Origin of the sequence: Nocardia sp. NPDC005978, from assembly GCF_040614455.1 — a bacterium.
GTDB lineage: Bacteria > Actinomycetota > Actinomycetes > Mycobacteriales > Mycobacteriaceae > Nocardia.
The window spans coordinates 18240-44443 of the sequence record NZ_JBEXUS010000027.1 but is presented as its reverse complement, the minus strand read 5'-3'; the positions used below and the strand labels follow the sequence as shown (position 1 = coordinate 44443).

At 69.4% G+C, this 26204-nt stretch carries 25 protein-coding genes and 1 tRNA gene; 15 read left to right on the top strand and 11 right to left on the bottom strand.

Annotated features, from left to right (window positions below):
- The first annotated feature begins 12 nt into the window (after positions 1 to 12).
- From ABZ319_RS15090 to ABZ319_RS15080, 3 genes are all read left to right on the top strand, one after another.
- Positions 13 to 471, top strand: coding sequence for a helix-turn-helix domain-containing protein (locus ABZ319_RS15090; RefSeq protein ID WP_354986976.1), 459 nt, complete (start codon positions 13 to 15; stop codon positions 469 to 471).
- Between the two features lie 163 nt (positions 472 to 634).
- The gene (locus ABZ319_RS15085; RefSeq protein ID WP_354986975.1) at positions 635 to 1030 is read left to right on the top strand and encodes a hypothetical protein; all 396 of its coding nucleotides are present in this window, start codon (positions 635 to 637) and stop codon (positions 1028 to 1030) included.
- Between the two features lie 124 nt (positions 1031 to 1154).
- Complete coding sequence (locus ABZ319_RS15080; protein ID WP_354986974.1) at positions 1155 to 2768, top strand: acyl-CoA synthetase; 1614 nt, start codon at positions 1155 to 1157, stop codon at positions 2766 to 2768.
- Between the two features lie 184 nt (positions 2769 to 2952).
- Here ABZ319_RS15080 and ABZ319_RS15075 read toward each other — a convergent pair whose 3' ends face one another.
- The 7 genes from ABZ319_RS15075 to ABZ319_RS15045 form a co-directional block, all read right to left on the bottom strand.
- The gene (locus ABZ319_RS15075) at positions 2953 to 3699 is read right to left on the bottom strand and encodes a hypothetical protein (protein WP_354986973.1); all 747 of its coding nucleotides are present in this window, start codon (positions 3697 to 3699) and stop codon (positions 2953 to 2955) included.
- A gap of 86 nt (positions 3700 to 3785) precedes the next feature.
- Positions 3786 to 5009 carry a cytochrome P450 gene (locus tag ABZ319_RS15070; RefSeq protein WP_354986972.1) on the bottom strand — a complete coding sequence of 408 codons (1224 nt, stop codon included), beginning with the start codon at positions 5007 to 5009 and terminating at the stop codon, positions 3786 to 3788.
- Positions 5006 to 6259, bottom strand: a complete 1254-nt coding sequence (locus ABZ319_RS15065; protein WP_354986971.1) for a cytochrome P450 — start codon at positions 6257 to 6259, stop codon at positions 5006 to 5008. Before ABZ319_RS15065 ends, ABZ319_RS15070 begins: the two co-directional genes overlap by 4 nt.
- Positions 6256 to 6813, bottom strand: a complete 558-nt coding sequence (locus ABZ319_RS15060; RefSeq protein ID WP_354987013.1) for an ATP/GTP-binding protein — start codon at positions 6811 to 6813, stop codon at positions 6256 to 6258. The genes ABZ319_RS15065 and ABZ319_RS15060 overlap by 4 nt, the downstream gene beginning before the upstream one ends.
- A 28-nt stretch (positions 6814 to 6841) precedes the next feature.
- A complete protein-coding gene (locus tag ABZ319_RS15055; protein ID WP_354986970.1) occupies positions 6842 to 7198 on the bottom strand; it encodes a DUF742 domain-containing protein in 357 nt (118 codons plus the stop codon).
- Complete coding sequence (locus ABZ319_RS15050) at positions 7195 to 7608, bottom strand: roadblock/LC7 domain-containing protein (protein ID WP_354986969.1); 414 nt, start codon at positions 7606 to 7608, stop codon at positions 7195 to 7197. Before ABZ319_RS15050 ends, ABZ319_RS15055 begins: the two co-directional genes overlap by 4 nt.
- On the bottom strand, positions 7605 to 9416 hold the full coding sequence (locus ABZ319_RS15045) for an ATP-binding protein (protein ID WP_354986968.1): 1812 nt from the start codon (positions 9414 to 9416) through the stop codon (positions 7605 to 7607). The genes ABZ319_RS15050 and ABZ319_RS15045 overlap by 4 nt, the downstream gene beginning before the upstream one ends.
- An 817-nt stretch (positions 9417 to 10233) precedes the next feature.
- Here ABZ319_RS15045 and ABZ319_RS15040 point away from each other — a divergent pair.
- The 10 genes from ABZ319_RS15040 (at position 10234) to ABZ319_RS14995 (ending at position 21090) form a co-directional block, all read left to right on the top strand.
- A complete protein-coding gene (locus ABZ319_RS15040; RefSeq protein WP_354986967.1) occupies positions 10234 to 10995 on the top strand; it encodes a hypothetical protein in 762 nt (253 codons plus the stop codon).
- Between the two features lie 73 nt (positions 10996 to 11068).
- Entirely contained in the window at positions 11069 to 12445 is a 1377-nt protein-coding gene (locus ABZ319_RS15035; protein WP_354986966.1) for an MFS transporter, read from the top strand.
- Positions 12435 to 12851 carry a MarR family transcriptional regulator gene (locus tag ABZ319_RS15030; RefSeq protein ID WP_354986965.1) on the top strand — a complete coding sequence of 139 codons (417 nt, stop codon included), beginning with the start codon at positions 12435 to 12437 and terminating at the stop codon, positions 12849 to 12851. Before ABZ319_RS15035 ends, ABZ319_RS15030 begins: the two co-directional genes overlap by 11 nt.
- A 37-nt stretch (positions 12852 to 12888) precedes the next feature.
- The gene (locus ABZ319_RS15025) at positions 12889 to 13680 is read left to right on the top strand and encodes an N-acetylmuramoyl-L-alanine amidase (protein ID WP_354986964.1); all 792 of its coding nucleotides are present in this window, start codon (positions 12889 to 12891) and stop codon (positions 13678 to 13680) included.
- 497 nt (positions 13681 to 14177) lie between these two features.
- Complete coding sequence (locus ABZ319_RS15020) at positions 14178 to 15992, top strand: amino acid transporter (protein ID WP_354987012.1); 1815 nt, start codon at positions 14178 to 14180, stop codon at positions 15990 to 15992.
- Between the two features lie 231 nt (positions 15993 to 16223).
- Complete coding sequence (locus tag ABZ319_RS15015) at positions 16224 to 17129, top strand: metal-dependent hydrolase (RefSeq protein ID WP_354986963.1); 906 nt, start codon at positions 16224 to 16226, stop codon at positions 17127 to 17129.
- Positions 17130 to 17131: 2 nt separating this feature from the next.
- A complete protein-coding gene (locus tag ABZ319_RS15010) occupies positions 17132 to 18235 on the top strand; it encodes a PDR/VanB family oxidoreductase (RefSeq protein WP_354987011.1) in 1104 nt (367 codons plus the stop codon).
- 33 nt (positions 18236 to 18268) lie between these two features.
- Positions 18269 to 20035, top strand: coding sequence for an SDR family oxidoreductase (locus tag ABZ319_RS15005; protein ID WP_354986962.1), 1767 nt, complete (start codon positions 18269 to 18271; stop codon positions 20033 to 20035).
- A gap of 179 nt (positions 20036 to 20214) precedes the next feature.
- Positions 20215 to 20565: a hypothetical protein gene (locus ABZ319_RS15000; RefSeq protein ID WP_354986961.1), complete on the top strand. Its 351-nt coding sequence runs from the start codon at positions 20215 to 20217 to the stop codon at positions 20563 to 20565.
- Between the two features lie 249 nt (positions 20566 to 20814).
- A complete protein-coding gene (locus tag ABZ319_RS14995) occupies positions 20815 to 21090 on the top strand; it encodes a hypothetical protein (protein ID WP_354986960.1) in 276 nt (91 codons plus the stop codon).
- 24 nt (positions 21091 to 21114) lie between these two features.
- On the opposite strand, the gene ABZ319_RS14990 is transcribed toward ABZ319_RS14995, so the two are convergent.
- The 3 genes from ABZ319_RS14990 to ABZ319_RS14980 all read right to left on the bottom strand — a co-directional run bounded on the left by ABZ319_RS14990 (position 21115) and on the right by ABZ319_RS14980 (position 23256).
- Positions 21115 to 21621, bottom strand: a complete 507-nt coding sequence (locus ABZ319_RS14990) for a hypothetical protein (RefSeq protein ID WP_354986959.1) — start codon at positions 21619 to 21621, stop codon at positions 21115 to 21117.
- Positions 21622 to 21624: 3 nt separating this feature from the next.
- Entirely contained in the window at positions 21625 to 22632 is a 1008-nt protein-coding gene (locus tag ABZ319_RS14985) for a TerC/Alx family metal homeostasis membrane protein (RefSeq protein WP_354986958.1), read from the bottom strand.
- Positions 22633 to 22827: 195 nt separating this feature from the next.
- Positions 22828 to 23256 (bottom strand): nitroreductase family deazaflavin-dependent oxidoreductase, encoded by a 429-nt coding sequence (locus ABZ319_RS14980; RefSeq protein ID WP_354986957.1) that lies wholly within the window; start codon positions 23254 to 23256, stop codon positions 22828 to 22830.
- Between the two features lie 116 nt (positions 23257 to 23372).
- On the opposite strand from ABZ319_RS14980, the gene ABZ319_RS14975 reads away from it, so the two are divergent.
- A tRNA-Ile gene (locus ABZ319_RS14975) sits at positions 23373 to 23446 on the top strand.
- 4 nt (positions 23447 to 23450) lie between these two features.
- On the opposite strand, the gene cutA is transcribed toward ABZ319_RS14975, so the two are convergent.
- The gene (cutA, locus tag ABZ319_RS14970) at positions 23451 to 23780 is read right to left on the bottom strand and encodes a divalent-cation tolerance protein CutA (RefSeq protein ID WP_354986956.1); all 330 of its coding nucleotides are present in this window, start codon (positions 23778 to 23780) and stop codon (positions 23451 to 23453) included.
- 151 nt (positions 23781 to 23931) lie between these two features.
- On the opposite strand from cutA, the gene ABZ319_RS14965 reads away from it, so the two are divergent.
- On the top strand, positions 23932 to 26202 hold the full coding sequence (locus tag ABZ319_RS14965; protein ID WP_354986955.1) for a molybdopterin cofactor-binding domain-containing protein: 2271 nt from the start codon (positions 23932 to 23934) through the stop codon (positions 26200 to 26202).
- The last annotated feature ends 2 nt before the right edge of the window (positions 26203 to 26204 follow it).

Below are 26204 nucleotides of genomic sequence, written 5' to 3'. Positions count from 1 at the left end.
CAGGGGATCTTGGTGCCGGACGGGGGTGCGCGTAAGCAAGGGGCGGACGGGGGTTCGGCGAACGTCGTGGAGGTCGCGCCGGTCAAGGCCGCGCCCGCGCAGCACGCCAAGGCCGCCGCGCCCGCCGCGAAGGCCGACGCCGCCGCGAAGCCCGCCGCCGCGAAGCCGGAGGCCGCCGCGAAGAAGGTCGCGTCCGAGCCTGCCGCCGCGAAGCCGGCGGCCGGGGCGGGCGGCGAACCGGACCTCAAGGCGCTGTCCGACCGCATCAAGGCGCGGCGCAAGGAGATGGGCTGGACGCAGGCCGATCTGGCTCGTACCAGCGGGCTTTCGGCCAACGCCGTCAGCCAGCTCGAACGGTGCCTGAACGAGGACCCGGCCGCCGATGTGCTGGCCAAGCTCGATACCGGACTCGAATGGCCCTCGGACACCTCGGATTCCATCCTGCGGGGCACCGAGCTCGCTCGCGCGTAATCCGCGCTACCCGATCCAGCCCCTGGCACGCCTCGCGGTGTGCCAGGGGCTTACCGGCGTTGCCTGTCCTTTCCTGCTACGGATTCGCCGGCCGTCTGCACACCTCGACGGAATCGATAAAACTGCTCAATTGATGAGCACTTTGCCCGGAATCATGGCTTTCATGAGCGAGATGACAAGCCCGGAGCCGATGCGATTCGAAGACGCCGCACAGTGGGAGGCGTGGCTGAGCGAGCACCACGGCGACACCGGCGGCGTGTGGCTGCTGATCGCGAAGAAGGGCTCGGGGCTGCCGCTGCTGAGCATCGAGGACGCCGCCTACGCGGGACTCTGCTTCGGCTGGATCGACAGCCATCGGCGCGGCTACGACGAACACAGTTTCCTGCAACGGTTTTCGCGGCGGCGGCGCAGGAGCCCGTGGTCGCGGATCAACGTGGGCCGGGTGGAGTCACTGATCGCGGCGGGACGGATGCGGGCGCCGGGACTGGCCGAGATGGCCGCGGCGCAGCACGACGGGCGCTGGGCGCGGGCACTCGGCCGAGACGTGGCAGCTTCCTGACGGGGGTGGCAGCTTCCTGCCACACGGGGATCTTCCCGGCGCGGGCCGGCGATGCCAGGCTCGTTCGCACTGGATGCGCGGCCGCTGAAGTCCAGGTAGATCCCTGCTCCAGAACGGTATTCCCATGGCCTTCACCATCGCCGACCTCTTCGAACACGCCGTCGACGCGGTGCCCGACCGGACCGCGGTCATCTGCGGCGACCGCCGGGTGACCTATCGCGAACTCGACGAGCGCGCCAACCGGTTCGCCCACCACCTCGCCGCCCGGGGCATCGGACCGGGTGATCACGTCGGCATCTATTCGCGCAACTCCATCGAAGCCCTCGAAGTCATGCTGGCGACCTACAAACTGCGCGCGGTCTCGGTGTGCGTGAACTACCGCTATGTGGCGGACGAGGTGCGCTACATCATCGACAACGCGGATCTGACCGCGCTGGTGCACGAACGGCGCTACGCGACAATCGTTTCGGAGGCCCGCGGCACCGCGTCACGCCTTACCGAGATCGCGGTCATCGACGACGGAACGGATACGGAATACGAAGGCACGCCGTACGAATCGGCGCTGAGCGAGCATTCCCCGGTGCGAGACTTCGCCGCCCGTCGCTCCGACGACCTCTACATCCTCTACACCGGCGGAACCACCGGCATGCCCAAGGGCGTGCTGTGGCGGCACGAAGACGTGTGGCGTGCTCTCGGCGGCGGGATCAATTTCGTGACGGGCGAGTACGTCTCGGATGAATGGGAACTGGCGAACAGCGCCGCCGCGGCACCGGCGGGGATCGTCATGGCGCCGCTCTCGCCGCTCATTCACGGTGCGGCACAGTGGGCCGCGTTCATGACGTTGAACGCCGGCGGCACGCTGGTCTTCCTGCCGCGGTTCGATCCGGCCGAGGTGTGGCGCGCCGTGGCCCGCCACGGAGTCAACGTACTGACCGTGGTCGGCGACGCCATGGCCGAGCCGCTACTCGAGGCATACCGCGAGGGCGAGCACGACATCTCCACGCTCTGGGCACTGAGCAGCCACGCGGCCCTGTTCTCCCAGACGCTCAAAGAGCGCTGGGTGGAACGGTTTCCGAACCTGTTCATCACCGACGTGGTCGGATCCTCCGAGAGCGGCGGCAACGGCCTGGCCGTGGTCACCGGCGACACCGATCACTCCCAGGGCCCCCGGGTGCGGTTCAACGCGCAGACGGTGCTCATCGGCGACGACGGCGCCGTGCTCGAACGGGTGCCCGGCGCGGTCGGCAAGGTGGCGCGATCGGGGCATGTGCCACTCGGCTATTACCGCGATCCGGCGAAGTCCGAGAGCATCTTCCGGGAGATCGACGGGGTTCGCTACGTGATACCCGGTGACTACGCGCGTTACGAGGACGACGGCACCGTCACCCTGCTCGGACGCGGATCCGAATGCATCAACACCGGTGGGGAGAAGGTGTTTCCGGAGGAGGTGGAGGGTGCGCTCACCGCGCACCCGGCGATCGCGGACGCCCTCGTCATCGGCATCGCCGACGACCGCTTCGGGCAGCGGGTGACCGCGCTGGTGCAGCCGCGCGCCGGAGCGGCGCTGGACCTCGCGGAGATCGACTCTCATGTGCGGTCGCATGTCGCCGGGTACAAGGCGCCGCGTGGCTATTGGGTGGTCGAGGCGGTCATGCGCCAGCCCAGTGGGAAGGCGAACTACGCCGCGGCGAAGCGGTACGCCGTCGAATACGCCGGCGCACTGCGAATTCCGGGCTGAGGCGCGCGGATCCGGGTGGCGGCTCGCGGATCCGGGTGGCGGCTCGCGGTCGCACGACTCGGATCGCATCGTGTCCGTCGCCGGCGGGGCGTATCGCACGGCACCGCACACGGGAACGATTCGGCGCGGCAATCCCGGTCGGTGCAGCACTCCCAGAACGGTCGGTGCAGCAACCCCAGCCCGGTCAGTGCAGCAATCCCAGCTCCGCGGCGCGCACGCCGAGCTGGAACCGGCTGGGTGCGTTGAGCCGAATCATCAGATCCGCGACATAGCGCCGATAGGTGCGCAATGACACCGACATTCGCCGCGCCGCCGCCTCGTCCTTGAGCCCGGCGGCGAGGCATTCGAGCGTTGCCCGGGCGGTCGCGTCCGAAAGCTGCGCGCCGGCACGGTGATCGCGGAACACCGGCGCGGCCGACCAGGTACGCACCGCGAATTCGTGGATCGCGCCCAGCAGCATGGGCTCGGTGACCAGGAAGCCGCGCGGTGCGTCCGCCCCGCCGGCCCACAGCACCGCCACCCGGCGGTCGATGACAATGGTGTTGCAGAAGTCCGAGGTCGCGACCCGCACCTGCGATTCGAGCGGGTACGCCGTCGAATACAGCTCGGGCTCGCGGGTTTCGGCGTATCCGGGCGACAGCAGCAGCCGTACCTGTTTGCCCGCGCCGTGTAGCGAACGCAGCAGACCGCCGCCCGTGGCGTAGCTGTCCCGCCGGCGAATCGGGCTGGAGATAGCCAGGGTGGCCTCGCTGCGCACGTCGCCCAGCATCCGCTGCAGCCGGCCCGCCCAGTCCCGATCGGGGTCGATGGGCGTGATGTCCGCCTGCGCGTGCCGGGTTTCGGCCATCGCGAAAAGCGCGGTGTCCAGCAGCTTTCGGGACTGACTAAGCAGGGCGGCGATGTCCGTGCCCGACGTCGTCGAATCGCTCATACCGTCCCCCTCGCGCCGAACCCCAAGCTACCCAGCGGGATTCACCTCGGCAAGACGCCGACATCGGGGTGAATCCCGCCGTGCGCTCAGCTCAGGCGGACCGGCAGGGCCGCCACGTCGTTCTGGGTGAGCACCGGCAGATTGCCGATCTCCTCCAGCGGCGCGGCCAGATTCAGCCCGGGGAAGCGGTCGAACAGCGCCGGGAGGCCGATGGCGGCCTCGAGCCGGGCCAGGGCCGCGCCGGGGCAGATGTGCGGGCCGTAGCCGAAGGAGATGTTGCGCGCCGCGGTGGGCCGGGTGATGTCGAAGTCGTCGGCGTCATCGCCGTGGATCTGCGGGTCGCGGCCCACCGCGCGGTAGGAGATGACCACGCCCTCACCCTTGTCGATCACGGTGTCGCCGACGGTGATGTCCTCGGTGGCGAAGCGCATGAGCAGGTGCGTGACGGGGCCGTCGTACCGCAGCGTCTCCTCGATGGCCTGCTTCCATTCGGTGTCACCGCTACGCAGCAGGGCGAGCTGCTCGGGGCGCGAGAGCAGCGCCCGGGTCGCGTTCACGATCAGGCTCACGGTGGTCTCGTGGCCCGCCGCCACCAGGGCCTTCAGGTTGCCGACGACCTCTTCCTCGGTGAGCGGTTCGCCGCCCTCGTCGGCCAGGATCAGCGCGCTGGTGAGGTCGTCGCCGGGCTCCGCGGTCTTGCGGCGCACCATCTCGGTGAAATACACGTCGAGCTCGTCGATCACCCGCAGCCGCTCGTCCTGCGGGGTGAGCATGGAGAAGAACGCCTTGTACCAGGCCAGCAGCATGGCCTGATCCGAGCGCGGCACACCCATGAGCTCGCTGACCACCTGCATCGGCAGCGGGTAGGCGAAAACCTGCTTGAGGTCGACCACCGCGCCGTCGCGGCCCGCCTCGTCGAGATCGTCCAGCAGCTCCTTGGTGAGCCGTTCGATGGTGGGCCGCAACGCTTCCAGCCGGCGGGGGGTCAGCGCCTGGGTGGTCTTGATGCGCAGGCGGCGGTGCTCGGCCCCGTCGGCGGTGAACATGGAGGTGCCCGCGTCGATCATGCCGATCAGCGGCCACTGCCTGGTCACCACGCCCGAGGTCCACAGGCCCCAGGCGTTGATGTCCTTGACCAGGCGGGGGTCGGTGAGCAGCTGGCGGGCGATCGTGTGATCGGTGACGGTCCAGGCGGGCACGCCGAGCAGTTCGATGCGGCTGATGGCGCCGGCGGCGCGCAGTCGGGCGGTCTCGCCATCGAGGTCGCTCACCATGAAGTCGATGGGCATGGCATGGGGGCATGAAGTCACTGGAAACCTCCGACGGCGCGAACTGGGCTGAAAACAACTGGTAGGGAAGTCATTCCGCGCAAGAAGGGTGACGGCCTGCGCTCCAATTGCGAGGCCGGCACCGCCAGGTCGATATCGGGTAGCCGATCCAGCAGCACCTCGATACCGGTCCGGGCGATCACCTCGGCGATCTCCTGCGCGGCGAAGGGGCAGCGGTATTCACCGTGACTGAACGCGAAATGCGCGCTGTTGCCGCTGTGCACGGCGGAGTCGGTCACGTTCTGGCGGACGTGCGGATCGGCGTTGGCAGCGGCCAGACCCAGCAGCAGCAGGTCGCCGGCGCGAATCGTTCTGTCGCCCAGACGGGTATCGCGGGCGGCCCAGCGACCGGCCAGGATCTGGGTGGGAGTGTCCTCCCACAGCACCTCGTTCATGGCCTGTCCGACACTGCGCCGCCCGCCGCCCAGCGCGGCCGCGAAGCGATCGTCGGTGAGCATGAGCCGCACCGAGTTTCCGATCCAGTCGGAGGTGGGCAGCTGCCCGGCGGCGACCACCGCCATCAGGTCGAGCACGTATTCGGTGTCGGTGAACTGATCGTGGTGCGCGAGCATGCGCGAGACCAGGTCGTTGCCGCGCGCGGCCTTGCGCTCCATCAGCAACTGCTGCATCTCGCCCATGAACGCGGCGTAGGCGGACTGCGCGTCCGCGCCGCCGTCGGCCAGCGCCTTCATGACCCGGGCCAGGTGCGGGCCGCGCTCGTCGGGCAGGCCGAGCAGCCACGACAGCGCCAGCACCGGCAGCGGGACGGCGAAGTCCGCCACCAGGTCGGCGTGCCCGCGCCCGCAGAACTCGTCGATCAGGCGATCGGCCAATTCCTCACAGTGCCTGCGCAGTTCGAACGGGTCGACCGATTCCAGCGCGGGCTCCACCATCGCCACGTGCCTGCGGTGCTCGGCCCCGGCGGTGCTGTAGATGGACGGCATGGGCGGCCCGATCATGGGCAGCAGCGGCCAGTCCTCGGGGATGTTGACCCACTGGTTCCACAGGCTCGCGTCACGCGGGAACAGTTCGGGGCTGTTGGTGACCTGGTGGATCTCGCGGTAGCCGATGACCAGCCACGCCGGGATGCCGCCGGCCAATTCCACGGCCGCCACCGAACCGTGGTCGCGCCGCATGTCGTTGTAGAGCGCGCGGGGATCGGTGTGAAAGCGCGGTCCGCTCAACGGCACGACCCCGGCGGCCGAGGTGATCGGGCAGCCCGAGGCTGTCATGACGGGGTCTCCGAGCTGTAGAGGTATTCGACCAGGCTGATCAGCACGCGCTTGGACGAATCACGCTGACGGGCGTCGCAATCGACGAGCGGGACGCGGGGGTCCAGATCCAGGGCGTCGCGCACGTCCTGCTGGGTGTGCGGTGTCCCGCCGAAGTTGTTGCAGGCCACCACGAACGGCGTGCCCTGATGTTCGAGGCGATCGATGGCGTACCAGGAGTCCGAGATTCGATGCGGGTCCACCAGCACGATCGCGCCGAGCGCGCCGGTGAACAGGCGGTCCCACAGGAACCAGAACCGCTCCTGGCCGGGCGCGCCGAACAGGTACAGCACGTGCTCGTCGTCGATCGTGATCCGCCCGAAGTCGAAAGCCACGGTGGTGGTGGACTTGTCGGGCGCGCCGGTGGGATCGTCGATGCCGTGGCCCACCTGGGTCATGGTGGCCTCGGTGTCGAGCGGGCGGATCTCGCTGACCGAACGCACCATGGTGGTCTTGCCGACGCCGAATCCGCCGACGATGACGATTTTCAAACCCTGACTGGCGGATTCGTGCAGTGGCGCGTCGGCCCGGGCCGGGCGGGGATCAGAGATTGCGGAGTCCAACGAGTACCTTCTCGAGGGTGGTGGAGTCCGGCAGCGAATGCCATTGCGCGGCAGGGCTGTGCCGCGGATGCCGGACAGTGATCTTGCCCGCGAGCAGTAGGTCCGAGAGCAGAATCGTGGTGATGCCGACCGGCAGTCGCAGCTCCGCGGCGATCTCCACGACCGCGGCCGGGGTGCGGCAGATCTGCAGGATCGCGGCGTGCTCGGACTGCATGCCCGGCGCCGGATCACATTCGCTGACAACGAGGGTGACGAGATCGAAGGCGTCCGAGTCCGGCCGGCTCCGTCCGCCGGTGAGCGTGTAGAGCCGGTCCGGATCCTCCTGTGGCCTGGTCACGACACGCTCGCGCCCCGGACCCGCGGTGCGGCGGCCAAGTGCTCGCCGAGCTGCTCGACCAACTCCTTCATGTTGTGGCCGACGAGCCCGGCATCGGCGTCCTCGGCGGCGACCACCGCGATATGGGCGCCCACCCCGGCTTCGACGATGAACAGGATGCCGCCGTAGAACTCGGTCATGGACTGGCGCACCCCACCGCGCCCGTCCCCGAATTCGACCGACGCGCCGTGCGAGAGGCTCTGCATGCCCGCGGCGATCGCGGCCAGCTGATCGGCGCTGTCGTTGCCCAGCTCGGAGGTGTGGCAGATCTTCAGTCCGTCACCGGATAGCAGCAGGGCGTGCCTGGTGCGCGGGGTACGGACGAGCAGCTGCTCCAGCAGCCAGCCCAGCTGCGTTGCCGAGAGGGTCATCGATCGGTCTCCAAGGGTGGGTTTGCGTCACCGGCGTTCTCACGCCCGGCCACCGCGCGCTGGAAGGCGCCCAGCGCGGCCGGTGAGGGGGTTCGGGACGAGAGGGGGAACGCCGGTGCAGCGGGTGCGGACAGTCCCTGCGGATGAGCCGCGGCCAGCGCACTGCCCCGCTGCCGCTTGGGCAGCCGGGCGGTCGTGGAAGCCGGTGAGCTCGGCGGGGTTTCGGTGCCGGCCGAGTCACGTCCGGGCAGCGGGGTGGTGCTGCCGGAGAAACCGGCGGGGGGATTCGAGGGCGGGGTATTCGGTGCGGTGGTGGAATTCGGCACCGGGGACTGCCAATAGTCCTGGGCCGGTGCGCGATCGGCCGCCGGACCGGGCTGTGGTCGCGGCGGTTCGAGGGCGGCGGGGGGAGTGCCGGGGAGTTCGGGAGCCGAACTCGGCAGGGCCGCGGGGGAACCCAGCAGCCCGGTGGTGTTGTCCGAGAGTGTCCGCGCGGCGGCGGTATTGGCGGCGGGCTCGGCGGTCAGGGCGGCGGGCAGGGTGAAGAAGTCGTGCGAGGCGCCGGCGGGCAGGGCTTCCGGTTCGGCGGTCGCCGGCAGGGCGGTGCGCCGGGGCAGGGCGATGGGCAGGCCCGGGGAGGTGACGGTGCCGCCCGCGAGCACGGGAATCGCGGTCGCGACGGGCTCCGCCGCACCGGTCGCGGCGGGCCGGGGGCGCTCCAGCCGGGTGGTCAGTTCACGGGGGACGACCACGACCACCGCGGTGCCGCCGATGGCGGAGGGGCGGAAGGACACCGTGAGATCGTGCTTGCGGGCCAGGTGGCCGACCACGGCGAGGCCGAGCCGGGTGCCCGAGAGCGAGGACAGATCCGAGTGCGCGCCGCGAGCCGACGGGTTCGCGCCGTCGCCGCCGACCGCGAGTTCGGCTCGGCGCAAAGCGGATTCGCTCATGACCAGGCCGCTGTCCTCGATGGTGATGACCACTCCCGCGGGCACCTCCGCCGCGTAGACGTGCACCTCGGTGGTGGGCGGGGAGAAGTTGCAGGCGTTGTCCAGGAGTTCGGCCAGCACGTGCATGACGCCCTCGGCCGCGTGCCCGGCGACGGCGATCTCGGCGACCGCGCGCAGGCGCACCCGCTGATAGCCCGCGACACGGCCCATCGCGCCACGCAGAATCGACTCCATGGCAATGGGTTTGGCCCAGCGCCGGCCCGAGCGCGCGCCGCTGAGCACCGCGATGCTGTCGGCCAGGCGACCGGCCTGCGCGGTGCGGTGATCGAGTTCGAGCAGGTCCTCGAGGACGCGGGGGTCCGCGTGCCGGTGCTCCATCTCGCGCAGTTCGGCGAGCATGCTGGTGCTCATGGCCTGCATGCGACCGGCGGCGCCGGCGAAGGCCGCCATGGCCGCGGAGCGCCGGTTCTCGCTGTCCTTGACCTCGCGCCTGCGCGCGGTCACGGCTTCCTCCAGCGCCTGAGCGTGGTTGTGCACCTCGGTGATTCGCGCGTTCGCGGAGGCCACGTAGGAGGCCAGGCGGGTCTGGGTCTCGGCGTTCGCCGCGGCTTCGCCCGCACGTGCCCGCTGCATTTGCGATCGGAAGTGGACCGCGGTCGTGACCGCGGCGCACAGCAGCACCCCGGCGATCGACCCGCCCACGATGAGGGCGACGCGTGATTCTTCGGGTGCGGACAGGACCGCCGCGACCACTCCGGCTGCGGCAATCGCCGCGCACGCCAACAGCGTTCCGACCAGCAGGCCGATACCCTCAACGGTATTCGGCCGGCCGCCCGGCGGATTCGATGACTCCGACAAGCTTTGCACTTCCGCACTCACGTTCACCGAGGCGAACGCCCCGGCGTGACCGAGTTCGGTGCCGGGGCACACGAAATGCGCCTACCGGCAACCGGATTCGGATCTCGCGGAGGAGCATAGGCGTCTGAGAAGGTTGGCGCTACCCGAGGGCGAACGCCCCGGCAAACCACGGTCCCACTGAGTGAGGAGCAGTTGGGGCGAGATGAAAACTACTGGGCGGTAGGGGTTCACGCCGTGCCTTCGCCACCTCGTCGGAAGGCTCGGAGGGGAGTGGGCGTCGGCGGCCCGGCTGTGGATGCACCGCCGCCCTCGGACCGGGTCGGCGGCCCGCCGGCTGTCGGGCCGTGCGTCGCTGTCGGTCGCCGGCTCCGGCGAGACGGACGCACGCGAGCACCGGGGCGAGCCGCCGGTCGGCATCGTTGGCCGGCGAGGATCGCACAGCTCTCCCCGGCGGGGTCGCGATCCCGAGCCATCGGCTCCGGCGGAACGGCGGTACCCGGCGAATTCGTGCCGGAGCGGCGCGGCTCCACGATCGCCGGGGTGCGGTTGCTTCCTGTCTTCAGCGGTGCGTCGGACGCGGCCGTGTGGGTCGCCGAGTGTCGGGAGTTGTCCCGGGTGTGGTCGAGAGCGCTGGTTCGACGGACACCGCCCGTGCCGCCGAGTCGCGCGCCGTCTCGAGGGTGGTGATCGAGGGGTGGCCGGGGACGAGTCCGCCTCGGCGTGTGCGTGGCTCGGCGTGTCGCGAGGTGTACGAGCTGGTCCCGGGGACGGGCGAGGGATGCTGGAGGTTTGCACGACATCCGACGCGGAGGTGGCGATGGGCTATCGAGCAGGGTTGATCGGGGCATTGGTGGCGGGCGTGTGCCTGGGTGCGGCGGGTGAGGCGGGGGCCGCGCCCGAGCCGCCGCAGGTGGAGGTGCCGCCGCGGACCTCCATTTCGGTGCGGTCGGTGGTGCCGGGGGTGCAGTGGGGGACCGCGAACGAACGGGAGTCGCGGGGCGGGCTGTCGATCGTGAAGCTCTACATGGCCGATTACGCGCTACGGCACGGAGACGGGTCGGAGGAGGATAAAAGGCTGGGGGAGCGAATGATTCGCTACTCCGATGACGGGGCGGCGGATGCCATGGCGGCCAAGTACCCGCAGGCGATCGACGCGGTGGCGGCCGAGTATCAGCTCTCGGCGACCCAGGGCTCGGGCGGCTGGGCGGTCTCCTCGACGAGCACCGCCGACGTCTCGGACTTCCTGGCGGCCAAAATGCGCTCCGATCCGGAGAGCCCGGTGCTGACCTGGATGTCCGAGGCGAGCCCGACCGCGGCCGACGGCACCGTGCAGGACTGGGGCACCTCGCGCCTGCCGCAGGTGCAGGGCAGTAAATGGGGCTGGGCGGATGTGGGCGTGCCCGAGGTCGCCTCCGCCTCGTACGGGCCGGGTTTCACGGTCTCCGCGCACACCTACGGCACGGCGGACGAGCAGACCGAGGATGTGCTCGGGGCGGTGACCGGGCTGGTCACGGACCTGTGGACGGCCAACTCCAGGCCGTGCCTCCTGCCGCAGATCGGCTGGTGCGGCCCGGCGTGAGAACCGCGCCGGGGAATCAGCGTGACCGCCGACACCCTTGTCCGCCAAACACTTGTAGTTTAACAATAGTTGCATGACGGCAACCATTGGCGAGCTGAGCAGGCGTCGCAAGACGATCATTCTGGTGACCTGCTGCCTGAGCCTGCTCATCTCGTCCATGGACGCCACGATCGTCAATGTCGCCATCCCGGCGATTCGGTCGGATCTCGGCGCGTCGATGTCGCGCCTGCAATGGATCGTCGACGTCTACACCCTCACCCTGGCCAGCCTGCTCATGCTCTCGGGCGCGCTCGCGGATCGCTTCGGGCGCAAGCGCGTCTTCCGGATCGGGCTGCTGATCTTCGCGGCCGGCTCCCTGGCGTGCAGTCTCGCGCCCACCATCGAGGTGCTGATCGGCGCGCGGTTCCTGCAGGCCGTCGGCGGGTCCATGCTCAATCCGGTCGCGATGTCGATCATCACCACGGTTTTCACCGGCCGCGTGGAACGTGCTCGCGCCGTGGGGATCTGGGGTGCGGTCGTCGGCATCTCCACGGCCCTGGGCCCGCTCGTGGGCGGCGGGCTCATCGATGCCCTGGGCTGGCAATCGGTGTTCTGGATCAACCTGCCCATCGTGGCGGTGGCCTTCACACTCACCACGCTGTTCGTGCCCGAGTCCAAATCCACCCAGCCGCGCGGAATGGATTGGCTCGGACAGCTTCTGGTCATGACGGTGCTGTTCACCCTGGTGTTCGGTCTCATCGAGGACCGCCCGCGCATGCTGATCATCACCGCGGTGGCGCTGGGAGGCTTCCTCTGGCACGAGGCTCGGCACCGCACGCCCTTCATCGATCTGCGCTTCTTCCGTAGCGTGCCGTTCGCCTCGGCCACCGTGATCGCGGTGTGCGCGTTCGCCGCCCTGGGCGCGTTCCTGTTCGACATGTCGCTGTATCTGCAAGGCACACGCGGCTTTTCGGCGGCATACACCGGGGTGCTGTACCTGCCCATGGCGCTGGGCATGCTCGTGTTCTCGCCGCTGTCGGGCCGGCTGGTCGGGCAGCGCGGCACCCGGCCGTCGCTGCTGGCGGCGGGCACGCTCATGGCGCTGGCCGCGGCCGGGCTGACCCGGCTCACCCCCGAGACCGCGATCTGGCAGCTGGTAATCCTGTTCGCGCTCTTCGGTATCGGCTTCGGCATGGTCAATGCCCCCATCACCACCGCGGCCGTCAGCGGCATGCCCCTGGATCGGGCGGGCGCGGCCGCTGCGGTGGCCTCCACCAGCCGTCAGGTCGGCGTGAGTCTGGGCGTGGCCCTGTGCGGTGCGGTCAGCGGCGCGGGGCTGTGGTGGATCATCACCGCCCTCGCGGTCGCGATCCTCGGCTTGGGGGTCGCCGCGAATACCGAGTGGGCGTACCGTTCCCGGGATCGCGTCGCACCACTGCTCGAACAGAAGGTTTCCGCCCATGCCGGATGATCCCACCCCCGACGAGGTCTGGCAGCTGCTCACCCACGTGGTCATGGACACCCGGGACGGGTGGAAGCGGGCGGTCATCGAGCGAACGGGGTTGCCGTTCAGCAGGATTCGTGTCCTGCGACGATTGCGGCCGGGGCCGCTGACGGTCAAGGCGCTGGCCAATGCCGCCACGATGGACGCCCCGGCCACCACGGTCGCGATCAACGATCTCGAGGAGCGCGGGCTGGTGGTGCGCGAGGTGGACGCGGGCAATCGCCGCCGCAAGCTGGTCTCGCTCACCGAGGCCGGGCGGCAGGTCGTCGCGGTGGCGGTGGCCACCCCCGACCCCGCGCCGCCCGAGGTCGCCGAACTCGGTCCGGACGAACTGCGCGTACTGCGCGATCTGCTGCGCAAGCTCGAGCATTGAGCCGATCCGGGGTCGCGACGGCCGTAGGGTGGGCCGGGTGCGATACCGACATCTCAAAGCTCTGACCGTGCTCTGCGGCGCGCTGCTGATCGGCGGCAGCGGTCAGGTCGCCGCAGCGCCGATCGCCGCCGCCCGGCCCGTGGCCGATCAGCTCGGGACGCGATGGCCCGGTGTTCCGGGAATCGAGCGCGCGGTCGTGCTCGACCCCGGCCACAACGGCGGCGGCGGTGCGCATCCCGAGGTCATCAATGCCCAGGTGCCCGACGGGCGCGGCGGCAGCAAGGCCTGCAACACCACCGGGACCGGTGCGAACGACGGGTACACCGAACACGAATTCAACTGGGACGTGGCGGTCCGGGTGCGCGATCTGCTCACCGCGCGCGGCATCCGCGTGGTCATGTCCCGGGACGGCGACGACGGGGCCGGGCCCTGCGTCGATGAACGCGGCACCCTCGGCAATCGCGTGAACGCCGCCGCGGTGGTCTCCATTCACGCCGACGGCAACACCGGCGCGAACGCCCACGGCTTCCACGTCGCACACTCCTCGCCCCCGCTCAACGACGCCCAGGGCGAACCCTCCGCCCGCCTGGCCACCGTCCTGCGCGACGGTCTGCGCGGCGCGGGCTTCGTCCCCTCCACGTACGTGGGCTCCGACGGTCTCAACCCCCGCCCCGACCTGGCCGGCCTCAACTTCGCCGAACGCCCCGCCGCCCTGGTCGAATGCGGCAACATGCGCCACCCCGACGACGCCGCCCTGCTCGAATCCCCGGACGGCCGAGCCCGATTGGCCGCCGCCCTGTCGACGGCGATCCTGGCGTACCTGGGCTAGCCGGTTGCTGCTCGGCCCGGCCGAACCCCACACGCGCGGCGGGGGCGCCCCGGCGGGGCCGCGAGAACTTCGCGGCGGGCTGGCGCGCGGTGGAGCTTTCACCGGTTCCGCAGCGGTGCGCCGCTGCGGAACCGGGGCCGACGGGCCTTCGGTGTTCGTCTGCCGGCGGTGCCTGCCGGTGCCCGAGGAACATCCCGCGGGTGGGGCGCACCGGAATGCGGTTGCCGGGTAGATCGGCGGAACCCCTCGGATCCGCGGCGACTCGCGAGGTCAGGTGCGGTCGGGTCGAGTGTGGCGTGAGTACATTTGCCTCAACGTTGCCGAGCCCGGAGCTCCGGGCCAGTGGGTGCGGAGGCGCTGTGACCACGACCGATGCCGGGGCGCGCGGCAGGTTCGCCAACTGGCTGCTGGCCGACGTCAACGAGCCGCACGCGCAGCTCCCCGGGCCGCTGGCCAAGCCCGCGCCCAAGGAGCAGCGGCATTCCTGGTGGAAGGTCATGTGCCTCACCGGCGTCGACTACTTCTCCACCCTCGGCTATCAGCCGGGCATCGCCGCGCTCGCCGCCGGGGTGCTCTCACCGCTGGCCACGCTGGTGCTGGTGGCGCTCACCCTGCTCGGCGCGCTGCCGGTGTACCGGCGGGTCGCGGGGGAGAGCCCGCACGGCGGCGGCTCCATCGCCATGCTCGCGAGCTTCCTGCCGAACTGGTGGGGCAAGCTGCTCGTGCTGGTGCTGCTGGGCTTCGCCGCCACCGACTTCACCATCACCATGACCCTCTCGGCGGCCGACGGCGCGGCGCACATCGTGGAGAACCCGCTCGTTCCGGACGCGCTGCACGGGCACAATCTCGCCATCACCCTGATCCTGCTGGCGCTGCTCGCCGCGGTTTTCCTCAGGGGCTTCTCCGAGGCGATCGGCATCGCCGTGGTGCTGGTCGGGGTGTTCCTGTCACTGAACGTCGTGGTCGCGGTGACCGGGATCGTGCAGGTCCTCGAACACCGGCACCTGGTCACCGACTGGACGCACGCGCTCACCGCGCAGCACGGCAATCCCTTCCTGATGGTCGCGGTCGCGCTGCTGGTGTTTCCCAAACTGGCCCTGGGCCTTTCGGGGTTCGAGACCGGCGTGGCGGTCATGCCGCAGATCAGGGGCAGCGCGTCCGACACCGAGGAACATCCGCGCGGGCGCATCGTCGGCGCGCGCAAACTGCTCACCACCGCCGCGCTCATCATGAGCGGATTCCTCATCGTCACCAGCTTCATCACCACGATCCTGATCCCGGAGGCGGCTTTCGAGCCGGGCGGACCGGCCAACGGGCGCGCGCTGGCGTATCTGGCGCACGAACACCTCGGCACCGTCTTCGGCACGATCTACGACATCAGCACCATCGCCATCCTGTGGTTCGCGGGCGCTTCGGCCATGGCGGGCCTGCTCAACCTGGTGCCGCGCTATCTGCCGCGCTTCGGCATGGCCCCGGAGTGGGCGCGCCAGATCCGGCCCCTGACACTGGTTTTCGCGGCCATCGCCTTCCTGATCACCTGGTACTTCGACGCCGACGTGGACTCGCAGGGCGCGGCATACGCGACCGGCGTGCTGGTACTGATCACCTCGGCCGCGGTGGCGGTGACCCTGTCGGCGGCGCGAGCGGGCGAGCGGCACAAGGTCTTCGGGTTCGGCCTGGTGTCGGTGATCTTCGTGTACACCACCATCGACAACATCATCGAGAAGCCCGAGGGCGTCCACCTGGCCGTGCTCTTCGTGCTCGCGATCGTGCTGGTGTCCTTCGTCTCCCGCTTCCGGCGAGCGTTCGAACTGCGCGCTATCGAGGTCCGGTTCGACGACGCGGCCGGACGGTTCATCGACGAGTTGGCCGCGCGGGGCGAAGTCCGCGTCGTCACCCACCAGATCGGTCAGCGCCTGCCGCGGGAATACGCCGAGAAGGAAGCCGACCAGCGCCGCGAGAGCCACCTGCCCGCGGACGAGCCGATCCTGTTCCTGGAGGTGACCGTCAAGGACCCCTCCGAGTTCAGCACCGATCTACTGGTGACCGCGGTCGAGGTGGAGCGGTACCGCATCCTCTCGGTCGAGGCCGCGGCCGTGCCCAACTCCATCGCCGCGATCCTGCTCGCCATCCGTGACCGCACCGGCCCCCCACCGCACGTGTACTTCGAATGGTCCGAGGGCAGCCCGCTGGCTAATCTCGCCCGCTTCTGGTTCGTCGGCGAAGGCGAGGTGGCCCCGGTGACCCGCGAGGTGCTGCGCCGGGCGGTGCCGCGCCGTTCGCAGCGGCCGCACGTGCACGTCGACAGCTGATCCCCCGCGCAGATCACCTGGGCATTACGGGTTCGGCCGCAGACCGGGCAAGATCGTCATTCGGCACGTCACCCGGCGTGTCCGGCCGGTGATTCTCCGGTCGCCGAATCTAGATGTAACTAGCAGTCCCATATACGCGTAGAATTTTGCTACGCTCATGCAGCAATCACGTGGGACCCATCACAACGGACCCAGCACGACGCTGTGCCGACAGAACAACCAGGAGTATCGATGAAGCTACTTCCGAAGCGGGGCCGCCGACCGGTGACCGAACCCGGTGAGGTGGCGCTTCATGCCCGTAACGTGCGATTCGACTGGTCGAATACCAAGCCGGTCTGGATGACCAAGGAGCCCATCGCCTCGCACGTTCTCAATGCCCTGAGCATGCTGCTGCCCGAGGGCGAGCGCATGTTCCTGGTGACCTACGGCGAAGCCTTGGAACTGGTGCGCGACGAGAAGCTGCGCGAAGCCATGATCGGCTTCATCGGCCAGGAGTCCATGCACGCCGAGAGCCACAACGGCGCACTCGAAGAGGTGCTGGCCACGCACGGCATCGACGTCGAACCCTATGTGCGCCAGGCGGAATACCTCTTCCGCAAGACCCTGGGCCCGCGCGAGGGCGGCACCGACGCCAAGCGGCAGCAGGTGCTGGTGGAACGGCTCGGCGTGATCGCCGCGCTCGAGCACTTCTTCGCCTTCCTCGGCGACTGGGTGCTCAACGCCGACCTCGAGCAGTTCGACGCCGACCCGCAGATGCTGGACCTGTTCCGCTGGCACGGTGCCGAAGAGGTCGAGCACCGGATGGTCGCGCACGACGTGGCCGAGTACTTCGGCGTCGGTTACGTCCGCCGCGGGGCTCTGATGCTGATCATCTTCCCGGTGTTCATCGCGCTGCTGCTGCGTGGCACGAAGTACCTCGTGCACCAGGATCCGGCGCTGCCCGATCACAGATATCCCATGCTGGTGGGGCGGATCTTCGCCTCGATGTGGCGTGGTGCGGTGCCGGGCATCCCGTCCCTGCTGATCAGCGCGCTGTCCACCTTCAAGCCGGGCTACACCCCCGAGCCGGTGGGTTCGAGTGCGCAGGCCATCGCCTACCTCGCCCAGTCCCCGGCGGCTCGGATCATGGCCTCGTGACCATGACTCGACCGGTCCCGTTCGATCCGCCGCGTGACCTGTACGGCAAGGCACGACCCGACCGCACCACCCGGGTGCTCGACGCGATCGCGGAAACGCGCCTGCGCTGGACCACACTGGTGAACCGCAAGGAACCGCCCGCCGCGTTCGACGACCGGCGGCTGCCGCTGGTGCTGGTCGAGCGCCGCGTGGAGGCGCACGACAACGACGTGGTCAGCCTCATGCTCATCGCACCGGACGGCCGGGCACTGCCGGCGTGGCGGCCGGGCGCGCACCTGGACGTGGAACTGCCCTCGGGGCGGATCCGCCAGTACTCGCTGTGCGGGGATCCGGCGGATCGGCACAGCTACCGAATCGCGGTGCGGCGCATACCCAACGGTGGCGGCGGCTCCATCGAGATCCACGACGCGCTGGCCGTCGGCTCCCAGGTGACCGTGCGGGGGCCGCGCAACGCCTTCCCGTTCGTGCTGCCCGGCTACGGATCCTCCGCCGCCCGAGTGCATTTCGTGGCGGGCGGCATCGGGATCACGCCCATCCTGCCCATGATCCGCATGGCGGAGTCGCTGGGCGTGCGGTGGACCATGGTGTACGCCGGGCGATCTCGCGACACCATCCCGTTCCTGTCCGAGCTCGAGGCCTTCGGCGAGCGGGTCACCATTCGCACCGACGACGAGCACGGTCTGCCCACCGGGGCGGATCTGCTGCCGGGCGTCGGCGGGGACACCTCGGTGTACTGCTGCGGGCCGGTCGTCATGACCCAGGCCATCGCGGACCGCGTGCGCGAGATGCCCGGCGTGGAAATGTATTCCGAGCGTTTCTCACCGCCGCCGGTGGTCAACGGCACCGCCTTCCAGGTCGAGCTGGCCCGCACCGGCATCACCATCGAGGTGCCCGCGGACAAGTCGGTGCTGGAGGAAGTGCTCAAGATCCGCCCGGACAGCCCGTATTCCTGCCGCCAGGGGTTCTGCCGCACCTGCCGGGTGCGGGTGACCGAAGGCGAAGTCGACCATCGCGACACCGTGCTCACCGCGAAGGAGCGGGCCGCCGGCGACGCGCTCATCTGTGTATCCCGCTGCGCCGGGGAACGTCTGGTGCTGGACCTCTAGTCCGTTCCCCGAACCTTGCCCAGGAGAAGATCGATGACCGATCAACCGACCATCATCCCCGCGAGCGAGCGCCTCGTGCGCAGCGGCGAATTCGAGATCGCCGTATACGAATACGGCGAGCCGTCCGCGGAAACCATTGTGCTGGTGCACGGCTGGCCCGATGACAATCACCTCTGGGATCGCGTGGTGCCGCTGCTGGCCGACCGCTTCCACGTGGTCACCTACGACACCCGCGGGCACGGCCGCTCCACCCGCACCGATCGGACCGAGGACTACCGGCTCGAGCACTTCGCCGCCGACTTCTTCGCCGTCGCCGACGCGGTGAGCCCGGACCGGCCCGTGCACGTGCTCGCGCACGACTGGGGCTCGGTCGAGATGTGGGAGGCGGTGTGCGAGCCGAAGGCGGCCGAGCGCGTGCTGTCCTTCACCTCGGTGTCCGGTCCGAACCTCGATCACCTGGGCAAGTGGGTGCGCGGCGATCTGTCCCGGGGCAAGGTCTGGGGTCCGTTCACCCAGCTGCTGTCCTCGGCGTACACCGGTCTGTTCATGACCCCGGGCCTGCCCAAGGTCGTGCTGCGCCCGCTCGGCACCGAGAAGATGTGGTCGCGTTTCGTCGGCCTCATGAACGACACCGCGCCCGCCAACATCAAGTTCGGGCCCGAGTTCCGGCGCGACTTCTTCGACGGCATGCGCATCTACCGCGCGAACATCCTGCCGCGGCTGAGCGATCCGCGTGAGCGCCGCACCGAGGTGCCGGTGCAGCTGATCATCGCGCGCCGCGACGTGGCGGTGCGGCCCGCGGGCTACGCCGACACCAAGGAATGGGCGCCGAACCTGTACCGCCGCGAGGTCGGCGGCGGGCACTGGCTGCCGTTCTCGCATCCGGAACTGCTGGCCACCGCCACCACCGAACTCATCGACTCGCTGCGCACCGGGGAGAGCACGCGCGCGCTGCGCCGGGCCGAAGTCGGCCGGGAGCTGGGGAGCTTCGAGGATCAGCTGCTGGTCATCACCGGCGGCGGCAGCGGCATCGGCCGCGAGACCGCGCTGGCGTTCGCGCGGCGCGGAGCCGAGGTGGTGCTCTCGGACATCAACCTGGACTCGGCCAAGGAAACCGCGGAACTCATTGCGCGCGAAGGCGGTACGGCGCACGCGTACCAGCTCGACGTGTCCTCCGAGGCCGCGGTGACCGAGCACGCCGCCACCGTGATCGCCGCGCACGGCGTGCCGGACATCCTGATCAACAACGCGGGCATCGGGCAGGCGGGCGACTTCTTCGACACTCCCGCCGCCGAATTCGATCGCGTGCTCAACATCAACCTGTACGGGGTCGTCAACGGCTGCCGGGCGTTCGGAAAGGCCATGGCCGACCGCGGCCTGGGCGGGCACATCGTGAACCTGTCCAGCATGGCGGCCTACACCCCGCAGCGCGGATTCTCCGCGTACTCCACCAGCAAGTCCGCGGTCTTCATGTTCTCGGACTGCCTGCGCGCGGAGCTGGCGGGCAAGAACATCGGCGTGCACACCATCTGCCCCGGCATCGTGCACACCAATATCGTTGCCACCACCCGATTCTCCGGGGTCTCGGCCGCCGAGGAAGCCGCCAAGCAGGAGAAGTTCGACAGGCTCTACGCCGCGCGGCGCTACGGGCCGGAGAAGGTCGCCGAGCAGATCGTGAAGTCGGTGGAGAGCAATCGCGACGTGGTTCCGGTGACGCCGGAGGCGTGGCTGCAGTACCGGTTCAACCGGTTCGCGCCGGCGGTGGCGCGGTTCTTCGCCGCCCGGGTGAAGCTGACCTAGAAGTTCACGCGCTGTTCCGCGCCCGCTGCGAAACGCAGCGGGCGCGGAGTCGTATAACCGGGGAGAGGCGGCGGGACGGCTTCGGAATCGGAGTTGTCCGGGCCCGTCGGTGTCGGTAGTTTTCGGCTACGTGGAGGCCGCCCGGCGTCCACGACGGCGGCGAGAGTGCGAGGGAACGAATGGAAGTCCTCTTCGGCCTGGTGTGCATCGGCCTGACGCTGGCGTTCGTGGTCGCGATCATCGTGGCCATCGCCCGCGCGTCCGGCCGCCGTCGCAACGAGCATCGTGACCAGCGCTGGCGGCGCGGCGGGTACTACGGGGCGTCCGGGTCCGGGGGCGCGTACCACCACGGGCACAGCGGCTGTGGCGGGGGAAGCCATCACGACCACGGTTCGTCCGGTTGCGGCGGGGGTTCGTCCTCCGACAGCGGGGGCAGCGGCTCCTGCGGGGGTGGCAGCAGCAGTTGCGGCGGTGGCAGCAGTTCGTGTGGAGGCGGCGGCAGCAGCTGCGGTGGGGGCAGCAGCAGTTAGTAGCGACGGGTGTCGGGCAGAGCCGAGGCGGAGTCCGCCTCGGCTCTTCGCTTTCTCGTTGCGCCGCTGCGGTTTCGGCATCCCGTCGCGTGCTCGCCGGCCACGGTTTCGTAAAAGCGCGGCGACGAGAACCTAACGGTCGGGCGGCTTCTCGGAATATCGGTTGTCTGGGACCGTCGAGTGCCAGTAGCTTTCGGCTAGGGAGGATGAGCCGCGGTCGCTGACGGCGGCGAGAGTTCGGGGGAACGTATGGAAATCCTATTCGGCTTCGTCTGTATCGGCCTGGTGGTGGCGTTCGTGATCGGCATCATCGTGGCTTTCGTCCGCGCGGGCACGCAACGGCGCAACACCCAGCGGCGCAACAACCAATGGCGGCGCGCCGGGTCCTACGGGGGAGGCGGCGGCAGCAGCAGCGGATGCGGTGGCGGCAGTAGCTGCGGTGGCGGGAGCAGCAGCTGCGGTGGTGGCAGCAGCGGTTGCGGTGGCGGCGGTGGCGGTGGTGGCTGCGGCGGAGGCGGCGGTTAGCCGCGAGCGCCATGGAACTCGTCTTCAGCCTGCTGTGTCGCGGAGCGCCTGTTCGATCTCGGCGACCCTGGTCTCGGGAATGCCCCACGGCCGGTCGACGCCCACGACGGTGTCCATGTTCCAGAGCACGCACTGCTCGCCGGGGCGCGCGACCATCGACCAGGCCACCACGGTCCGGCGCAATTGCTCCGCGACGGGTTCGGGGTCGGCGTTCTTGCCGGCGCCGAACCCGTCGCCGTCCGGGAAATGGTGCAGGAACTGCCCGTAGGCGTCCCGGCAGAAGCGTTCGTACCGTTGCGTGCACAGGATCAGGCCGTGCCACGCCTCATCGACCGAATGCGAGGGCATACCGATCACCTGCGAGTCGCGCAGGGCCGCCCCGCAGCACCGCAACCACTGTCGCAGACCGGTTTCCACCAGGTCGCGGGGCTGCCAGGGGCACGTCTTGAAGACCGCCTCGGAGAGTACGAGCGAATCGACGGCCCGGTTCATCTCGTCGAGGCCGGGCCGTCGAAAACGTTGCAGGAGCATGACTCACGGTACGTCGGCGGTCTTGCCACCGCGAGTGGCGCGCAGACTGGTCAGGGTGACGGTCGCCAGCACCACCACGATCACCACCAGCGAGGCCGCGGTCGGGATGGTCGGCACGCCCGCCCAGACGCCGTGTGCCCAGTGCAGCACCAGCTTCACGCCGATGAAGGCGAGGATGATCGCCAGGCCGTAGGCCAGGTGCACCAGTCGCGAGAGCGCGGCGTTCAGGACGAAATACAGTGCGCGCAAACCGAGTAGGGCGAAGGCGTTGGTGGCGAACACCAGGAACGGGTCACCGGTGACGCCGTACACCGCGGGCACCGAGTCGACGGCGAACACGAGGTCGGTGGCCATGACGGCCGCGACCACCAGCGCCAGCGGGGTCAGGGCGCGGCGACCGGCCTCGCGGACGGTCATGCGGGTGCCCCGGTAGTCGTCGGTGACCGGCATGAACCGGCGCAGCAGCCTGACCGACTTCATCTCCGAGATGTCCACGGCCTGTTCGTGTCCGCTCATGGCGTCGGAGAGCAGCTTGATCGCGGTGATCAGCAGGATCACGCCGAACAGCAGGAAGGCCCAGTCCAGGGTGGCCAGGGCGGCCGCGCCGAGGGCGATGAAGATGCCGCGCAGCACCAGCGCGCCGGCGATGCCATAGAGCAGGACGCGCTGGGCCAGGGCGGCCGGGACCGCGAAGGCGCTCAGCAGCAGCATGAACACGAAGAGGTTGTCGACCGAGAGCGATTTCTCGAGCAGATATCCGGTGAAGAACTCGACGCCGATCGTGGAACCGTTACTCGCCCAGAGGTATACGCCGAAGGCGACCGGGAGGGCGATGTAGAAGACGGTCCAGCCGATGGCCTCGCGCATCGAGACTTCGTGCGGGCGGCGGGTCAGTGCGAAGTCGAGAACCAGTAGCGCCAGCACGACGCCGATGGTGCCCGCCCACAACCAGGGCGTACCGATGGATTCGACGCCGGCGGAACTCGCCAGCAGGGATACGGAGGTGCTCAAAACGGGGTCTCCTCAAGCGCGGTCAAGCGGCTTGAGGTCTCCTTCACCCGTATTTCAGGGCAACCACCCGGGGTTCGCGATGGCGCGATCCGTATTGACCGGAATGATTCGTGGGAAGTACTCCCCTCGCCGGACAGGATAGCCGAGCCTTAGCTCACCTGTCCAGTTCGAGGGGATTGCCCCGGTCGGCGCTCGCTATCGCGGAGTCAGCACCACCACGGCCAGCTGCCGTGTCGTCTTCTTCTGATATTCCGCGTACCGCCCCTGATTGACCTTGTCGACGATCGCGAAGCGACGCGCGTAGTCCGGGTCGTCCGGGTACGTGGCCGTCGCGACGACCGGGATCCGCTTGGTTCCGACCTGGATCTCGACCTCGGGCTTGGCCTTGAGGTTCGCCAACCACCCCGGTGGCCGCGACGATCCTCCGTTGGAGGCGGTGACCAGGTACGAGTCCCCGTCCCGCCCGTAGGTGAGCGCCGAGGTCCGCTCCTGCCCGGTCTTCCTGCCGACGGTCCGCAGCAGCAGCGTCGGGTTCCCGAACAGCAGCCGGTGCCCCACCAGCCCCCGGCTGTTCTCGTACAACCACTGATGCCCCCGCAACACGTTCACGAACAGCGAAGCCACAGCAACCTCCATTCCCTCGATCCGCCTACGACACACCAGGTTCCCCCGCGGCCGAGTAGGCAACGCCACACTCGAAGCGGTACCATCCCATCGCCCGCAGCTTCCCGCCGCGGTCAGGGGCGGTAGCTCAGTCGGTTAGAGCCGTGGACTCATAATCCATTGGTCGTGGGTTCGAGCCCCACCCGCCCCACTCACTATTCGGCCAGGGTCGAGTCCAGGACCCACTGCCGGTACCCGGGATGTGCCTCGGACACCGGGACGGCCAGGACCTGGGGTACGTCGTAGGGGTGGTGTTCGTTCGCCGCCTCGATGATCGCGGGGACCAGGGAACGGCGGGTGTGCAGGAGGGCCAAGGCCTCCTCGGCCTCCTCGATCTCGCCTTCCCAGCGGTAGATCGACCGCACGCCCGGGATGATGTTCCCGCACGCGGCGAGTCGTTTCTCCACCAGCAGCCGGGTGAAGTCCGCGAGCTGGTCCTCGTCGGGGCCCGCGATCGATACGTCTACAAGCTCATCTGCTGCCATGGCGGCAAGTCTCCCTCGAGCCGGGCGGCCCCGGGTGCTGCTCGAGGACCCTCCGTCACAACGACCCGGTGTGTCCGGCAGTTTCGGGCGGTGCGCCGCGCGGGCGTGTTCCTGGGCCGATCCGTGCTGGTGATGGCCTAGTTTTCCAGCTATGGCGGTAGCGAAGAAGCGGTCGGCCGGGTCAGTCGATGCCGCCGTGCACCGTCCGGGGGTCGAGCGCCGGAGGTTTCTGACCTATCTACTGGCGGCGCCGACGGTGACGATCGCGGGGCGGTTCGTCGCCGAGGGGGAGTGGGCGGGGGTGGCGGGGGCCGCGCCGGTGGCGGCGGCCGGTCGCGGCGAGATCATCGACCTGGGGGAGCTGGCGCGGTTGGGGACCATTGCCACCGCACCGCTCATGGTGTTGACCGTCGGGACGGACGGGGGTGCGCGGTTTCTGCTGCCGCGGCTCGAGTGCGGGCAGGGGATCGCCACCGGGGTGGCGATCATGATCGCGGAAGAGCTCGATCTGGAGGTGGATCGGGTCGAGGTGCAGCTGGAGCGGGCTCGGGGGGAGTTGGTGGCCAATCAGTTGACCGGCGGGTCCACATCGACTCGGGCGCTTTACGATCCGGTTCGGGTTCTCGCCGCCACCGCGCGACGGCGGCTCGTGCAGGCCGCTGCGGACCGGTGGGGAGTCGCCGCGGACTCGGTGCGGACCGAAGACGGTGAGGTTCGGGGGTCAGGGGGGCTGCGGTTGGGGTACGGGGAGCTTGCCGGGGCCGCCGCGGACCGGCGATACGTGGGGATCGTGGGTGCGCCGAAGCCGGAGGCCGAGCACGCACGCATCGGAAAGTGGCATCGGCGCAACGACATTCACGACATCGTCACCGGCAGGGTGAAGTACACCATGGACATCGCGGTGGCGGGAGCGCGGCCGACCATGGTGCGCCGGCCGCCCACGGTCAACGGCGGGGTGGCCTCGTTCGACGAGCGGGCCGTGCGGGCCATGCCGGGCGTCATCGACGTCGCGGTGATCAGCACCGGGATCGCTGTCGTGGCGGAGACCTTCGGGCAGGCGTGGGCCGCGAAGGACGCCATGGCCGTCGAATGGACGGCCGGGTCCATCGACGAACGATCGGACGCGGACATCTTCGCCGAACTGCACGCCTCCACACCGGCTTTCGCCGCGCCGCCGGTGCGCAACGCCACGCTCGGAATCGATTACCTGGAAGCGGAATTCGACTGGGCGTACGTGAACCACGCACCCATGGAGACGAACTGCGCCATCGCCGACGTGCGGGCGGACCGCGCCGAGATCTGGTGCGGGCTGAAGCTTCCCACCGTGGCGCGGGCCGCGATCGCGGCCGAACTCGGGTTGCCGGCGGACCGGGTCACGGTGCACGTCGTGCAGGCGGGTGGCTCCTTCGGGCGGCGGATGTATCACGACGCCGCGCTGGAGGCGTGCGAGATCTCGAAAGCCCTGGGCATGCCGGTCAAACTCATGTGGACCAGGTCCGATGACATGCGGCACGGGCGTGCGCGCCCGGCCATGCACCACAAACTGCGAGCCGTGCTGCACCGGGACAAGGTTGTCGGGTACGAGCAGCGGGTCGCGGCCGCCACCTGCGACGAACTGATCGGGTTCGACTCCTTCGTGCACGAGTCGATCGCGAAAGGACTTTATCCGCCGGTCAATTGGCTCGCGTCACAGGCTCTGTTCCAGCTCGAAACCTCCATCCCGTACGACCTCGGACTGGTATCCGAGGTCATGAACGAGGTGCCGATCGACTACCCCACCGGCATGTGGCGGTCGGTGTACTCCGGTCCCGCCCGCGGCGTGGAAGAGATCTTCATGGACGAGATCGCCGACCGGATCGGGGAGGATCCCGTGCGGTACCGGCTGCGAGTTCTGAAGGACCGCTTGGACAAACAGGTGGTCGAGCAGGTGGCGCGGGTGGGCCGGTGGACCGAACCGATGCCGTCCGGGCACGCGCGGGGACTCGGATTTCACGCCGAATACCGCTCTCGCACAGCCTGTCTGGTGGAGATGGATGCGAGCGACCCGACCCGTCCCCGGGTGACCCGCGCCGTGATCGCCGTCGATGCCGGCACCTGCGTGAACCCGAGCGGCGTGGAGAACCAGCTGCTGGGCGGCCTCACCGACGCCATCTCCACGGTGCTGCACGCCGGTCTGCACATCGAGAAGGGACTTGCCCTGGAGGGCAGCTACTCCCAGTTCCACTTTGCCCGGCAGCGCGATTCGCCGCTCGAAGTCGAGTTCATCCACCTGCATTCCGGTGGCCCGCCCGGCGGGGTCGGTGAACTCGGCGTGCCCGCGGCCGTCGGCGCGGTCGCCAACGCCTACGCCCGAGCCACCGGAAAACCTGTGCGCGGCTTCCCGGTTCTTCGCGCAGTCGACTTCACCCCCTTCCCACGCTGAAC

Bases quoted from the DNA above. Each gene is read 5' to 3' on its own strand.
- ABZ319_RS15085 (WP_354986975.1), top strand. From the start codon at position 635: ATGAGCGAGATGACAAGCCCGGAGCCGATGCGATTCGAAGACGCCGCA.
- ABZ319_RS15080 (WP_354986974.1), top strand. From the start codon at position 1,155: ATGGCCTTCACCATCGCCGACCTCTTCGAACACGCCGTCGACGCGGTG.
- ABZ319_RS15075 (WP_354986973.1), bottom strand. From the start codon at position 3,699: ATGAGCGATTCGACGACGTCGGGCACGGACATCGCCGCCCTGCTTAGT.
- ABZ319_RS15065 (WP_354986971.1), bottom strand. From the start codon at position 6,259: ATGACAGCCTCGGGCTGCCCGATCACCTCGGCCGCCGGGGTCGTGCCG.
- ABZ319_RS15050 (WP_354986969.1), bottom strand. From the start codon at position 7,608: ATGACCCTCTCGGCAACGCAGCTGGGCTGGCTGCTGGAGCAGCTGCTC.
- ABZ319_RS15040 (WP_354986967.1), top strand. From the start codon at position 10,234: ATGGGCTATCGAGCAGGGTTGATCGGGGCATTGGTGGCGGGCGTGTGC.
- ABZ319_RS15035 (WP_354986966.1), top strand. From the start codon at position 11,069: ATGACGGCAACCATTGGCGAGCTGAGCAGGCGTCGCAAGACGATCATT.
- ABZ319_RS15030 (WP_354986965.1), top strand. From the start codon at position 12,435: ATGCCGGATGATCCCACCCCCGACGAGGTCTGGCAGCTGCTCACCCAC.
- ABZ319_RS15020 (WP_354987012.1), top strand. From the start codon at position 14,178: ATGTGCCTCACCGGCGTCGACTACTTCTCCACCCTCGGCTATCAGCCG.
- ABZ319_RS15015 (WP_354986963.1), top strand. From the start codon at position 16,224: ATGAAGCTACTTCCGAAGCGGGGCCGCCGACCGGTGACCGAACCCGGT.
- ABZ319_RS15010 (WP_354987011.1), top strand. From the start codon at position 17,132: ATGACTCGACCGGTCCCGTTCGATCCGCCGCGTGACCTGTACGGCAAG.
- ABZ319_RS15005 (WP_354986962.1), top strand. From the start codon at position 18,269: ATGACCGATCAACCGACCATCATCCCCGCGAGCGAGCGCCTCGTGCGC.
- ABZ319_RS15000 (WP_354986961.1), top strand. From the start codon at position 20,215: ATGGAAGTCCTCTTCGGCCTGGTGTGCATCGGCCTGACGCTGGCGTTC.
- ABZ319_RS14995 (WP_354986960.1), top strand. From the start codon at position 20,815: ATGGAAATCCTATTCGGCTTCGTCTGTATCGGCCTGGTGGTGGCGTTC.
- ABZ319_RS14990 (WP_354986959.1), bottom strand. From the start codon at position 21,621: ATGCTCCTGCAACGTTTTCGACGGCCCGGCCTCGACGAGATGAACCGG.
- cutA (WP_354986956.1), bottom strand. From the start codon at position 23,780: ATGGCAGCAGATGAGCTTGTAGACGTATCGATCGCGGGCCCCGACGAG.
- ABZ319_RS14965 (WP_354986955.1), top strand. From the start codon at position 23,932: ATGGCGGTAGCGAAGAAGCGGTCGGCCGGGTCAGTCGATGCCGCCGTG.